This is a genomic window from Burkholderia sp. MSMB0856, assembly GCF_001524645.2.
In the GTDB taxonomy this organism is placed as follows: domain Bacteria; phylum Pseudomonadota; class Gammaproteobacteria; order Burkholderiales; family Burkholderiaceae; genus Burkholderia; species Burkholderia diffusa.
The window spans coordinates 134321-147944 of the sequence record NZ_CP013426.1; the positions used below are offsets into that span (position 1 = coordinate 134321).

Below are 13624 nucleotides of genomic sequence, written 5' to 3' on the forward strand. Positions count from 1 at the left end.
TAATAGGAAGGTGTTGCAACGATCGATTGAACCTACCGCGGCTTTTTTTAGAATGTGGCGCTCCTCGGTCATGCGCTTGAGCTCGGCCTTCAGTCGCCGAACCTCGGCGCTCTGATCCAGCTCCGCCTGCCGCACGACGTCGGGCCTGCCGAACTTCAGTTTCCAGGCGTAAAGGCTGTGGGTCGTGATGCCAGCCGCTGCGCCACATCCGCCACCGAATGACCCCGTTCGGTTACCTGTTTGACTGCCTCGATCTTGAACTCATCCGTGTACCGCTTGCCGCTCATCCTGACCTCCTCGGTTGCCATAAATTATGGCTCGAAGATGTCTACGAAAGGCTGGCCGGTCCAGAGTGTCTATGAAGCGATGGCCGGTCCATGGTGTCGGACACAAAAGTTCAGAATTGACGCTGGAGATGCGAGAGATATACAAACGGTTTTGGATGTATATTAATTTTGCCCTGACAGGGCTGTTGAAATTGACGGCCAACATCCCGGGCTGCGTACCGCACGGCCCAATCGTCGAATCGTGCGTTGTTGTCACCGTGCATGTTTGCTAGAGCCCAATTTCAAATAAGGAGATAAACATGGCGCTTGCTGACTACGCCCTGACTGGATTCTCACTCGGAAACACGGGCGGAGGAGTCCTTCCAGAGGTCGATCCGGCCTATCTGAAGATCTACACAACCCGTCAATTGGCGGAAGCCATTCAAACCAACCGCAACTACAAAGTTCTCGAGATCATGAACGATCTCGATCTGGGCTGGAATGAAATCTCCGACGACACCAAAGCAGTTACGGGGAGCAAGTGGGTGGAGCATCCCAACCGGCCATTGACTCATCCTGTGCTGATTCGTACCGGCGTTAGCCGGATTTATCTCGACGACTTCAGGGACGAGTTCAGGGAAGGTAGATCGGGGCTCACCATTTTTTCCGCCAATGGTGCCAAACTCAGGCACGCAACATTTGACATCCGGCGTAGTTCCAATGTCATCATCCGGAACATCGAATTCGATGAACTGTGGGAATGGGACGAAGCCACCAAAGGCGATTACGATTTGCAGGACTGGGACTATATCACCCTGCAGGATTGCAAGAAGGTCTGGATTGATCACTGCACTTTTCACAAGTCCTATGACGGTACTATCGACGTCAAGGCGGGCACATCCGGCGTTACGATTTCGTGGTGCATGTTAAAGAGCGACGATCTGACGCCGAACAGTTGGGTCACGCAGCAGCTCAGGGCGATGGATGAGCCAGATTGTATTGGCTGCTACCCAATGTATGACTTCATTCGACGGCAGGGGCTAGCCAATGACGATATCGCGGCTGTGATACAGGGTCAGAAGAAAGTTCATCTGGTCGGCGCGACGCCATTCGAGGCGTCCAATGCCGCATTGGAAGTGACGCTGCATCACAACTACTACAAGAACGCACAGGACCGCATGCCGCGTTTGCGAGCCGGCAATGCGCATGCGTTCAATATCGTGATGGATTGCCGCGACAACTATCTTGCGAGAAGCCGCATATCGTCCAGCGCGGCCCTAGCCATTGCAGCCGCTGGCTACCATTTCGACGTGATCAGCAACGGCGCTATTTCGACGGAAGGCGGGGCCGCCCTCATCGAAGATTCATACATCACTGGAGTTCGTTACCCAATCCGTAACAATCAGAGTGATCCGAACGATACAAGATATACGGGGAAAATCCACGCAGTCGATCTCTATTACATACTAGGCGATAATGAGTTTCACGGCAGCAGTGACTCTCCGGGAAGCCCTCTCGCTCCGATGCCGGCACCGGTCATTCCATTTTCATGGAATGGCTTCTCGCAACTGCCGTATACCTATCGAACCTGGCCGGCCGGGTCGATTGTTGCGAGGCTGACAAGCCTGACAGAGGGTGCAGGATCGGGTATCCAGCACTGGCCTCCTCAGTACTGGATGCAAACCACTTACTGAAGTTGAAGGCGGTAGCTCGGTTGTGATGGCGCGGCCTTCGCCGCGCCCTATTCCGAAGTAGTAGCACGAAATGAGTGATGTCCGCAGTACAAGTTGCGCCCGAACGGGCTGGCGCACACTCGACGGTCCGACGCACCTCGGCTTTGCCTGGCTGATGCCCGTCGAGCCGTCGTCGACGGGCTCAAGGGCGTGAAGAGATCGGACGGCCATGCCGCGTAGGCACTGGAGAGGTGACCGCGCAAATTCGAACAGTTGGGTAAGTGGAATGCCCGGGGCCTGAGCCAGCGATAATGCAGGCAAAGAAACCAAAAAGATGACGGAGAGAACCTGACGGACGCACTCAGCGGCGTTCGAAGCGAAAGTGGCACTGGCGGTGGTCAAGGCTGAGCGCAAGCTGGCCGAACTGGCGCAGCTGTTCGATGTGCACCCGAACCAGATCGCGGAGTGGAAGCGGCAACTACTGGAGCGTGCGGTGGATGTGTTCGACGCGGCCGGTACACCATCGAACGAACCACCGGTGGACGTGAAAACGCTGCACGCGAAGATCGGACAGTTGACGCTGGAGAATAATTTTTTGTCGGAAGCACTCGGCAAGGCCGGACTGCTGAGCGCAAAGCGATGATTGACCGTACGCTTGCGCTGCCGGTTTCGCGACAGATGCGACTGGTCGGCATCGCGAGGTCGAGTGCGTATTACCGGCCGCAGCCAGTCAGCGAAACCGATTTGTTGTTGATGCGGCGAATCGACCACCTTCGTGGCTCACGCGCCGCTCAAGCCGGATCACGCCATTGAAGGTGCCGCCGGGCAACGCCTGCAGCGCGCGACGCTCCTCACCGAAGTACTGAGCGACGACGCGGTGCGTTGTACCGTGCACGCAGACATTGGCAACCGCGTCGAGCCACTCCCGCAACTGTCGGCTCAGGTCGGCGAGGTACTGGAAGGGGTGTGCCAGGAAGATGTCCTGCCGGATATAGCGATACGGGCGCTCGACCTTGCCTTTGGTCTTGGCGCGATACGCTTTGCAGGCGCGTGGTGTGAAGCCGTAGTGCTGTGCAAACGCGACTAGCTTGGCGTTGTAGACGATGTGCTTCTCGACTTCGCCGACCACGGCGGCCTTCATCTGGCCATACAGAATCTCGCGCGGAGCGCCGCCGAGGTGCTCGATTGCTTCCGTGTGACAGCGCAGGGCAGTCTGTAGGTCCTGATGCCCGACGAAACGTTCCCGGAGATAGGGGCTGCGCCCAATCACGATTGAGAATAGCCAATTCGAACGCCGCTGGCCGGGCGCGTCGTCGAACTCGACACTGAAGTGCGCGAAGTCCACTTGAGCCTGATGGCCGGCGGGCGTCTCAAAGCGCGCGTCGAAGCCGCGCTGGCGCGGGGGCCGAACGTCCCGAACCAGGTCGCTCAGCGCCGTGCGACCACCCGCGTAACCCATCGCCCGGACCTTAGAGACGGTTTCATAAAGGCTGTTCGGCGCGCCGGAGGGTATTCCAGCAGATCAGGCAGCAACCGAGTTTGAGGAACGCGCCGTGAATGTCAGCACGGCGCTCGAAACGAATACGGAGACGACGGAAGTGATGCAGCCAGGCATGCGTGCGTTCCACGACCCAGCGATATTTGCCAAGGCCGCTGCCGTGTTCGGTACGGCGCTTGGCGATCACCGGCTCGATACCGCGATTGCGCAACGCACGTCGATGTCGCTCGGAATCGTATCCGCGATCGGCGTAGACCACACGCGGTCTGTGCAGCGGGTGGCCGCGCAAACCGCGAATCGGCGGAATCGCGTCGATCAGCGGCAGCAATTGCGTGACGTCGTTGACGTTCGCGCCGGTCAGGATCGCGGCGAGCGGCGTGCCGTTGGCGTCGGTGACGATGTGGTGCTTGGAACCGGGTCGCGCGCGATCGGTAGGGTTTGGCCCAGTTTTTGGCCTGCCCCAACGGCGCGAATCGATGATGAATCGACAGCGGCTCGAGAGAAGTCGATCTGGTCTGCTGCTCGCAGCTTCGCGAGCAGCAGCTCGTGCAAGCGGTCCCACACGCCGGCAACCTGCCAGTCGCGTAGCCGTCGCCAACATGTCACGCCCGAGCCGCAACCCATCTCGGCAGGCAGATCGCGCCAGCGCAGTCCGGTCTTGAGAACGAACAAGATGCCGGTCAGCGCGGCGCGGTTCGAAACCGGCAGGCGGCCCGGGTTCTTCTTGCGCCGTGGCTTGGATGGCGGCAGTAACGGCTCGATCAGTGTCCACAACTCGTCGTCGATGATCGGCTTGGCCATCTCCTCAGTCTCGGTTGTTTCGATGCCTGAGGTTAACAGCTCGCCGCGAAAGTTAACAGCCCCAAGGGGCCATTTTGAAACCGTCTCTTAGGCAACAGACGCTCGACGCTCCGGTCGGGAAACTCGCGTACGCGCGCGAATCGGAGCCCTTCCTTGCCGGCCGCTTACGCAACAACGGTCCCTAGGACATTCCCTAATTCGCTTTGAAAAACTGGATACAAAAATCCATTTTAAGTACTCTGCTTCTAATTCTCGCACCCCTCCCAAAACTCATGACAAGATCCGCCGCATTGCGAAGTCCGGAACACGGGACCACTGCCGAACAAGCGGCCTACCGCTATCTGTTCGACGCGATTTCGCAGGGCCGTTTCGCGACCGGGCAGCGCATCGTCGCCGAAACGGTCGCCGCGGAACTATCAATGAGCCGGATGCCCGTGCGCGAAGCGCTGCGACGGCTGCATGCTGAGGGGCTCGTGGTACTGCGCCCGAATCGCGGCGCCATCGTGCGTGGACTGAGCGCCGAAGAACTCGACGACATTTTTGACATGCGCGTCGCGCTCGAAGGCCTCGCGATGCGCGTCGCGGCCCCACGCTGCACCGACGAGCATCTGCGCACGCTTGCGCGTCTGCTCGACGATATGGACACCTCCGTCGGCGATACCGACCTATGGGTGGAGCGCCACTGTGCGTTTCACGAGTATCTGTGCGGTATCAGCGGTCGCACGCGCCTGTACGAACAGATCTGTTCGTTGTACGCATTGATCGAGGGGCCGATGCGTCTATGGATTGAGCAAACCGCCTTCAGGCGCAAGAGCGCGCGCGATTACCATCAATTGCTGATCGATGCGCTACGCAGCGGCGATCCTGAACTTGCAGAGCAGGCGATGCGCGAACACATCGAATCGACAGTGCCGCGCGTGCTAACGCTTCTCGGCCTCCCCAAACCATGAGGCTGACAATGGTCTGCATTGCGCGCCCGGAGTTCGTCCGTCGGAACAGCACATCACACCGGCCACCACTGGTCACAACAACACATAACAGGAGCAAGCCCATGTCAGCAAACAAGATGATGCGTTTCCGTCTTGCCGCCGTGTTCGCAGGCGTCGCCATGCTGTTGCATGCGGGTATGACGTTCGCGGATGAAGCGCAGCCTGCCGGCCTGCTTAAGGACGGTACGCTCACTTACTGCGCGAGCATGGATGCGCCGCCGCTCGCGTTCTATGACGAGCAGCAAAAGCCGCAGGGATTCTCGATCGACGTCGCGCGCGACGTCGCGAAGTCGATGGGCAACCTGAAGGTCGACTGGCATGTGGTGCCGTTCAGCGGCCTGATCCCCGCGCTCAAGGCGCATCAGTGCGACCTGATCATCGGCCAGTTGTTCGACAAGCCGGAACGTCGCAAAATCATCGACATCATCGACTACATGTACTCGAGCCAGTCGATCATGGTGCCGCGTGGCAACCCGCGCAAGGTGCATTTACTCGACGATCTGTCCGGTCAAAAGGTTGCCGTAATCAACGGCTCGACGATGCGCTCGCTGCTCGAAAAGGAGAACGAGAAGCTCGCGGCCGCGCACAAGCCTCCGATGAACATCGTCGTCTACAACACCGACTCCGACGCTTTCCAGGCGTTCCGCCTGCAGCAGGTCGACGCGTACGGCACAACCGCCGAAACCGCTGGTCAATTCCAGAAGGTGTCGGGTAATTCGTTCGAGCAGGCGGTCGCCGGTTTCGCGCGGATCGCGACAGGCATCGGCGCGCGTAAGGGCGAACCGCTGTCCGGCGCGGTCGCGAAGGCCACCGCCGAACTGACGAAGAGCGACCGCTATACGCGGATGCTCGGCAAATGGAATCTCGAGAACGAACGTTTCTGAGCGGGATCGAATCATGAACTTCAGCTGGGAGATTTTCCGAAAATTCCTGATGGCGCCCAGTCCCGCATATCTGCACGGGCTGCTGCTGACTTGCGGAATTAGTGTCTGCGCCATTCTGCTGGGCGTCATGCTCGGTCTTTGCGTCGCGCTCTTGCGGCTGTCGCCGAGCCGTCCTCTTCAGTTCATCGCGCGCGGCTACATCTGGGTCGTGCGCGGAACGCCGCTGCTCGTGCAGATCGTATTCCTGTACACGGCGTTCGCAGCCGCTGACATTTTCCGCTTCCACGATCTCGACTTCGGTGTGTTTACTCTGCCCGGCAACATCCAAGCGGCGGTACTCGCGCTCGGTATGAACTCGGCCGCCTATATGGCGGAAATCATCCGCGCGGGTCTGAGCGCGGTCGATCGCGGGCAGTACGAGGCGTCGCGCTCGCTCGGGATGACGTCGGTGCTACTGATGCGACGCATCGTGTTGCCGCAGGCGCTGCGCGTGATCGTCCCGCCGATGGGCAACGAATTCAATGTGATGCTGAAAAACACGACGCTCGTCAGTGTGATCGGCGTTCAGGAGCTGATGTTGAGCACGCAGATGATCACCTCGGTCAATTTTCGGGTATTCGAGCTGTACCTCGTTCTTGCGCTCTATTTCCTGCTGCTAACGACGCTGTGGAGTGTCGTTCAGCGGCGCCTCGAGGCGCACTTCGGTCGTGGCGAAGTGCATGTGTCGTCCGGTCGGCGCCTGTTCGGTGCGAAAACCATGAAGCTTCTGAGAGGGCGTTGAAATGAGGCAGACACATGAAGTTATTATTGAAGCGTCGGACATTCACAAGTCATTCGGCTCGATGAAGGTGCTGAACGGCATTTCATTGAGCGTGACAAAAGGCGAGGTCGTGGTACTGATCGGCTCGTCGGGCTCGGGCAAGACCACCTTTATTCGCTGCCTGAATCTGCTCGAAACATTTGACGCCGGCTGTGTACGCATAAACGGCCGTCTGCTCGGCTTCGTCGAGCGCATCGATGGAAAGATCGCGCATGATACGGCCCGTGAGCTGGCACGGCAGCGTCGCGATATCGGGATGGTGTTCCAGCGCTTCAATCTGTTCCCGCACATGACCGCGCTCGAAAACGTGATCGAGGCACCGGTCCATGTGCTGAAGGTATCGCGCGACGAAGCGGTTCAACAGGCGCAGCGGCTTCTCGCTCGCGTTGGGCTTGCCGATCGCGCGGGTCATTACCCGTCGCAGTTGTCGGGCGGCCAGCAGCAGCGTGTCGCAATTGCCCGCGCACTTGCGATGCAGCCGAAGGTACTGCTTTTCGACGAACCCACAAGCGCGCTCGATCCCGAGACGGTTGGCGAGGTACTGCAGGTGATGAAGGAACTCGCGCGAGACGGCATGACGATGGTTGTCGTCACACACGAGATGGAGTTTGCGCGCGAGGTCGCGCATCGGGTAGTCGTGCTCGACCAAGGGGAACTGATTGAAGAAGGGCCTCCTTGGCAGATTTTCACTGCGCCGACCCATCCGCGCACGCGGGCGTTCCTGCATCGCACGCTGAAGGCCTCGCCGTTGCTTGCGCCGGATGCAGCGTATTGAACATCGCATTGCGCGTGAGCTGAACATGCGATTGCGTAGTCATCGCAATCATTACTGTCGTCGCCGTAGCCGTCCTCGCGCGGCGCGGTGTGAATACTCTTCCAGCGCACGCTCAGGCAACGCTAGCTGCCTGCACCGCGCGCGCTTGTTCGATCAACTGGAGAACGTGTCTATGCGCAACTTCGAGAAGCCCGGCCGATCGCTCGCTTTCGCCCGCAACGGCATGGCGGCGACGTCGCATGCGGCGGCCACGCTCGCGGCGGTCAACGTGCTCGCGGCCGACGGCAACGCCATGGATGCGGCGATCGCCGCGTGTGCGGTGCAATGCGTGGTCGAGCCGGGCTCGACGGGCGTCGGTGGGGATTGTTTCGCGCTGTACTCGCGTGGCGGCACGGACGACATCATCGCATACGACGGGTCGGGCTGGGCCCCGGCTGCCGCAAGCGTCGAGCGCTTGCAAAAGTTGGGCGTCGATACAATTGAGCGTCATTCGCCGCATGCAGTCACGGTGCCGGGTGCCGTGCACGCATGGACCACGCTGCATCGCGAGCACGGCCGCCTGCCACTGCGCGACGTCTTCGCGCAGGCGATCCGATATGCGGAAGACGGCTACGCAATCACGCCGCGCAGCGCGTGGGACTGGGCACAGGAAGCCGGCACGCTCGCACGGGACGCCGAGGCCCGCGCGACGATGCTGGTCAAGGGCGCCGCGCCGCGTGAAGGGAGTGTGCATCGGCAGCCACATCTGGCGAACACACTGCGGCTCGTCGCCGAAGAAGGACGGGACGGCTTCTATTGCGGCCCGCTTGCAGCGAATATCGTCGCGCATCTCAACGCGCAAGGTGGCCTGCATTCGCTCGACGATTTCGCCGACTACCACGGTGAATATGTGACGCCGATCCGCGCGAGTTTTCGGGGCTACGACGTCGTGGAATGTCCGCCAGGCGGCCAGGGCGTGATCGCGCTGATGATCCTTAAGATCCTCGAGAAGTGCGCGGCCGATGCCGACCCGCTCGACGCCGACCGCCTGCACCGCGAAATCGAAGCGTCCAAGCTCGCGTATTCGATGCGCGACGCAATGCTGGGCGATCCGCGTCACGGGAAGGTCGATGTCGACTGGTTGCTGTCCGATGCCCTCGCCGACGAATTACGCGGCCGCATCGATCTTACGCGGGCCTTGCCGGCCGCGCCTGCGTTGACGCCAGCCGAGCACAAGGACACGGTGTATATCACGGTCGTCGACAAGGACCGCAACTGCGTGAGCTTCATCAACTCGCTGTTCCACCCGTTCGGCAGCGGGCTGATGGCACCTGAGTCGGGCGTGCTGCTGCATAACCGCGGGCAGAGCTTCGTTGTGGAGCAGGGACATCCAAATGCGGTTGGACCTCGCAAGCGGCCGATGCATACAATCATCCCGGGCATGATCACGCAAGGAGGCCGTGTACGGATGGGCTTCGGCGTGATGGGCGGCCACTATCAGGCGATGGGGCACGCACATTTCCTGTCGAAGGTGCTGCACTATGGTATGGATATTCAGTCGGCGATGGATCTGCCGCGCATCTTCCCGCGCCCGGGTACCGATTCGGTCGACGTCGAGGCGACGATGCCGGCATCGGTGTGCGCTGCATTGGCCGATCGCGGATTCAGGTTTTCTGTGCCTTCGACGGCCATAGGCGGGTCGCAGGCGATCTGGATTGATTGGGACGAAGGGGTGCTGATCGGCGCATCCGATCATCGCAAAGACGGCTGTGCGCTGGGATATTGAGCGCAGCTCATCCAGGGGCAAGCGTCCCTTTCGTGAAAATCTGCGGGTTGCGCAAAGCCTGTTGTAGCAAGACCTCGCGGTCGGTTCTAGCCATTGCCGGCAGTCCCGGCCCGGTACCAGCCGGCAATTTTCGGGAGCGACGGTTTTAACGTTGTCTCTACGGACTACGGCGGAATGAGGTAGGCGCGTCATGTTATTGCGTGTCTTGCATCGCAGTATATGCAGTGTGACGGGTCGGCCTGCAGTAACGGTGGAAGGTCTTGGCATCCATGTTTCGGACGGCGTCGGGTTATCCACGCCAAAGCCCTATCAGCGATCACCAGCCACCCGCCAGACCGTGTGACAACACATCGATCATGACTGCGATTGCAGTCGAAATTCATGACTGGCGGGCCATAGCCCCTATTATCGAAACGGAAAGATGGTGACTTGATGAAATATTTGGTAATTCTGATTTATAGAAACGAGTAAGATCGGCGTCAACGTTCCTCATAGATGAAGCGTTGTTCGCTACGGGAATAGTCCCATTTACGAACGGAGAATTGCATCATGAAGACTAAGTATATTCCGGTTATTCTGTGCGCTGCTTTGATTGCAAATGTTGCGTTTGCCGATGAGCTTCACAACAAGGCGATGGCCGCCACGCACGATCTCCAGCGCGCTATTCAGGAAATGCTTGTCATCCAGCAGGAGCATGGCGGCCAGTTTGGCGGTCACATGGAACGCGCGGAGCAACTTGCCCGGCAGGCCGAGCAGGAGCGCGCAGCAGCGCTGGAATACTACCGGGAGCGGCACCCCGGCTGGCAATAATGACGCCCGGAAACTTATGGCAACAACGCTCGGATGGTAAATGATGAGATCAAAATCGTGTTTTACGGTGATCGCTCCGCTGTTGCTGGGCGTTTCGCTGTCCGGATGCGTGGTGGCTACAGGTGAGCCTCCAGTGGTTGCCCCGGCTGGCGCCGTCTACGTTGCGCCAGTCGGCGCTATGCCTGGTCCCGGCTACTCGTGGCGCTACCACGCGCGTTATGGCTGGGGATGGTGGCATCCACGATACGGTTGGCACAGAGGATGGCATTGATATGTAGTTAAGCGCATGAACTATCGTACGTTTTGAAAACTAGAGCGGTACGAGGGCATTCTCTTGTTCCGGGGCATCGTCTATCGATCGTCAAGCCCGAAAATTCACCGGCACTCCTGGGCATGCAGTACACCCGATATCCGACTGCCGCGGCGAGGTCCAGCGAGCCATTTACGAAGGTGCGCGCTGTTCTTTTAACCTACATTCCGAATTCATTCCTGAGATCGAGTAAGTGGCGTCGATACTATACGGCGGAGTAGTCTTGAGCATATGTCGAGAATGGTCGGCACGCATATATGCCGGATCTGACGAGGGCTCGTGCTTGATCCGGCGAACGGCCTTTGTCTGCGAAGCGTGCATGCCGATGGCTACCGACTCGATCTACTCGCAGGCGAACAGCCGTCCTCGGAGCCAACCGGGATGTTGTCGGGTACGCAAAACTGTACGACGATACCCGTAATTTCGTTTTGGGTGCTGTCTAACTAAAAATAATTTTATTTGGGAATAGACGTCATTCAAATTGACTCGATGATTTGTGGGTTCTATATCTGACAAATTGTAAAATTCGTGTCACATAAGTTCACAATGGTGATTTTATGGAAATATAAAATTAGCGCGATTTGATGGGGCTTGTATATATTGCGTTCGTTGATGAAAAATTCGACAGCGAGACGAATGGGGCGCAAACGCCATCGCCTGCTGAAGCCCAAGGACATAGCGTATAAATTTGAGCAAGGCACGCCGCGCGATTGCGCACGGACTGTCAGCGGCGGCAATACGTGTGAACGTACGGAGTGAGATGATCAATACGATGGCTGAGCCACGGCGTCCGCCAGGGGAAGATCGTGATTCGGCGATCGGTTCAGTGCTCGCGCGTTGGGTTTCCGCTACGAGAACATGTGATGAGGTCATGAGTATCTTATTGGTGGATGGCGATCCCGGACAGGCGAGTATCGTCAAAAAGGTGTTGCAGGAATTTGGGCATGAGGTCGTTTGTATGCCGGATGGTGAGAGTGCAGTTCGATTTCTCAGGACCCGCATGGTGGATGCGGTTGTGCTGGAATGGCGGTTGCCCGGTATGAGCGGTCTGGATGTATTGCGCTGGATGCGCGCTCATCTGGGAGAGGAGCCAACAGCACTGCTGCTGATGTCAAAAATGCTGGATGACGACATCGCCGTCGCATTGAAGGAAGGTGCTGACGACTATCTCCAAAAGCCGTTACGCGAGGTTGAGCTCATCGGGCGCATCAAAGTGTTGTTGCGACGTCACGGGCGCTTACCGGGGAGTGGTGAGCGCATCCGGGTTGGCGCTTATGCGGTGGATCCGTCGATGCGTACGATCTCGCGCTATGGAAAACCGATCGATTTGACGGCAAAGGAATTCGCACTTGCTGCGTACCTGTTCAGCAATCTTGGTCGAGTGATTTCCCGGGATCTGCTTGCGAGGCTTGCATGGGGAAGAAGCCTCGACCGTACGTCGAGGACGATCGATACGCATGTTTCCCGGATTCGTCGGAAACTAGCCCTTCGTCCGGAGAATGGGCTTTGTCTGCGAGCTGCTTATACGCATGGCTACAGGCTTGATCCGGTAGCGACTGAACAGGCGCCGTTAGAGTCGGATTGAAGCCGTCGAGCTTAGGTCGGAAGATATGGGCCGCTCGGCAATGCTTGGGACGAACGGAGCCGGAGAAGGTGGGGCAGTATGGACTCGTATCGAAATTTCAAGAAGCGAACCGCCGAACTGGAGGCGCTGATCGCCAGCGAGCGACAGCTTGCCGCTCCGGCTGTGCTTGAAGAGATTCGCATGTGCATCCGCGAGTTTGGGTTTACTCCGCAGGATGTTTTCTCGGACGATGTGCTGCATCATGTCCGCGCAAGGCGTGCGCGCTACTACGATCCTGTTAGCGGGGCCACGTGGTCTGGCGTGGGGCGCGAACCGCTGTGGATCCGCGGCAAGGATCGCAGCCAGTTCGAACTTCCCGTCGAAAAGGAATAGGCGGCCCCCCCGACCCCGGCGTTTGGCGCACGGCATCGTTGGCGATGTTGAATCCGTAATGGTAGACCTATACAAGGGGACCATAGGTAGAGCGCTCTACGTAAAAATATTATTAATACAATTGGCTTTGCAATTCTTGAAATTTTCGACACATAAGTTGTCAATTGAAATTATTCAAAAATATAAACTTTGACATGGGTGGAGGGAGGTGTGTTTGGTGTCTGGTCAATTGCACTGACTGAGCATCCGATCGGTAACCGTCGAGGTGTTGCACTTCGCTTTTTAAACCGCCAAGCCGGTTGGGAAGTGGGCGTTGGCCAGAAGCCGGGGATGCAATGTGTCAGCATGGCGCCGCTACATAAATTACCCATCGCGCTCAAGAGATGAGCGAATTTCTATTATTGTTGCAGAGAGGCGTATGAATTGGTCTAGGGTGCGGCGATTCTGACAAAATCGGCGGCGTCACGTTTTATTCTATAAAGCGAAGGTGTTTGTGAAATTAATGTAAGGTCGCCAGAATTGTAAAGACCAGAAAGTAGCCAATGGCGAATGAGTGGTGCCTGCGGCTTAGGGGTAATGCTCGGGGGGGTTGTGAAATTCACGCCCACTCAATAGCGGGACGACGGAGTGAGGCGTAGGTCGAATGCCGAAATGAAGGGTAAATCTCAGTGACTATCGGTCGTCTGCGGCGAGTTAATAATTTGCGTGAAATTTTTTGTATAAATGTGGAAGTGCCTTCGCGAATTTATCGCGCATTGTTATTTTGATTGATGTGCGAGTAGGGTGTATGCTATTTCATATAATTTTGTAAAATAAAAATAGCATGCCAAAAAATCGCAAGAACATTCGGCAAGGGGCTAAAAATGAATCGAATTTATCGCACGGTGTGGAGCCGGAGACTTAGTCAGTTTATTGTTGCTTCGGAGCTGGCAACTACCACTGGTAAGGCATCAAAGAAAGGTTCGGCTTGCTTGTCTTCATGTATCGGTGGGCTGGCATTCTCATTTCTGACAACTTCAGTTTTGCTGTCGATGGCTGGAATTGCGTCTGCCGGCGTAGTTGTCAATGACGGCGGG

The 13624-nt window shown here is 57.9% G+C and carries 10 protein-coding genes and 4 pseudogenes; 11 read left to right on the forward strand and 3 right to left on the reverse strand.

The features are described 5' to 3' along the window. Positions 1 to 39: 39 nt before the first annotated feature. Positions 40 to 287, reverse strand: a pseudogene (locus tag WS87_RS00550) (transposase); the annotation flags it as partial. A gap of 299 nt (positions 288 to 586) precedes the next feature. On the opposite strand from WS87_RS00550, the gene WS87_RS00555 reads away from it, so the two are divergent. Together WS87_RS00555 and WS87_RS00560 are read left to right on the forward strand one after the other, a co-directional pair. Continuing rightward, positions 587 to 1960, forward strand: coding sequence for a pectate lyase family protein (locus tag WS87_RS00555; protein ID WP_107938026.1), 1374 nt, complete (start codon positions 587 to 589; stop codon positions 1958 to 1960). 361 nt (positions 1961 to 2321) lie between these two features. After that, positions 2322 to 2713, forward strand: a pseudogene (locus WS87_RS00560) (IS3 family transposase); the annotation flags it as partial. Here the strand turns inward: WS87_RS00560 and istA are convergent. Beyond that, positions 2709 to 3407: pseudogene (gene istA / locus WS87_RS00565) on the reverse strand (IS21 family transposase); the annotation flags it as partial. The pseudogenes WS87_RS00560 and istA sit on opposite strands and share 5 nt — an antisense overlap. Before the next feature lie 13 nt (positions 3408 to 3420). Continuing rightward, positions 3421 to 4238 (reverse strand): IS5 family transposase gene (locus tag WS87_RS00570; protein WP_107938028.1). Its coding sequence is split into 2 segments (ribosomal slippage): positions 3421 to 3890 and positions 3890 to 4238, totalling 819 coding nucleotides; the frame shifts between segments, so codons are not numbered across the junction. 272 nt (positions 4239 to 4510) lie between these two features. Here WS87_RS00570 and WS87_RS00575 point away from each other — a divergent pair. From WS87_RS00575 to WS87_RS34635, 9 genes and pseudogenes are all read left to right on the forward strand, one after another. Continuing rightward, positions 4511 to 5188 carry a GntR family transcriptional regulator gene (locus WS87_RS00575; RefSeq protein ID WP_107938029.1) on the forward strand — a complete coding sequence of 226 codons (678 nt, stop codon included), beginning with the start codon at positions 4511 to 4513 and terminating at the stop codon, positions 5186 to 5188. A gap of 116 nt (positions 5189 to 5304) precedes the next feature. After that, complete coding sequence (locus WS87_RS00580; protein WP_442861397.1) at positions 5305 to 6111, forward strand: ABC transporter substrate-binding protein; 807 nt, start codon at positions 5305 to 5307, stop codon at positions 6109 to 6111. A gap of 13 nt (positions 6112 to 6124) precedes the next feature. Then, positions 6125 to 6892, forward strand: a complete 768-nt coding sequence (locus WS87_RS00585) for an amino acid ABC transporter permease (RefSeq protein ID WP_107938030.1) — start codon at positions 6125 to 6127, stop codon at positions 6890 to 6892. A gap of 1 nt (position 6893) precedes the next feature. Then, complete coding sequence (locus WS87_RS00590) at positions 6894 to 7706, forward strand: amino acid ABC transporter ATP-binding protein (RefSeq protein ID WP_107938031.1); 813 nt, start codon at positions 6894 to 6896, stop codon at positions 7704 to 7706. A 172-nt stretch (positions 7707 to 7878) separates the two neighbouring features. Continuing rightward, on the forward strand, positions 7879 to 9471 hold the full coding sequence (locus WS87_RS00595) for a gamma-glutamyltransferase family protein (protein ID WP_107938032.1): 1593 nt from the start codon (positions 7879 to 7881) through the stop codon (positions 9469 to 9471). A gap of 549 nt (positions 9472 to 10020) precedes the next feature. Further along, complete coding sequence (locus WS87_RS00600; protein WP_107938033.1) at positions 10021 to 10281, forward strand: hypothetical protein; 261 nt, start codon at positions 10021 to 10023, stop codon at positions 10279 to 10281. Positions 10282 to 11462: 1181 nt separating this feature from the next. Next, positions 11463 to 12176 carry a response regulator transcription factor gene (locus WS87_RS00610; RefSeq protein WP_159085615.1) on the forward strand — a complete coding sequence of 238 codons (714 nt, stop codon included), beginning with the start codon at positions 11463 to 11465 and terminating at the stop codon, positions 12174 to 12176. Positions 12177 to 12254: 78 nt separating this feature from the next. Further along, entirely contained in the window at positions 12255 to 12548 is a 294-nt protein-coding gene (locus WS87_RS00615) for an H-NS histone family protein (protein ID WP_107938035.1), read from the forward strand. 863 nt (positions 12549 to 13411) lie between these two features. Further along, positions 13412 to 13543: pseudogene (locus WS87_RS34635) on the forward strand (ESPR domain-containing protein); the annotation flags it as partial. Positions 13544 to 13624 lie beyond the last annotated feature (81 nt).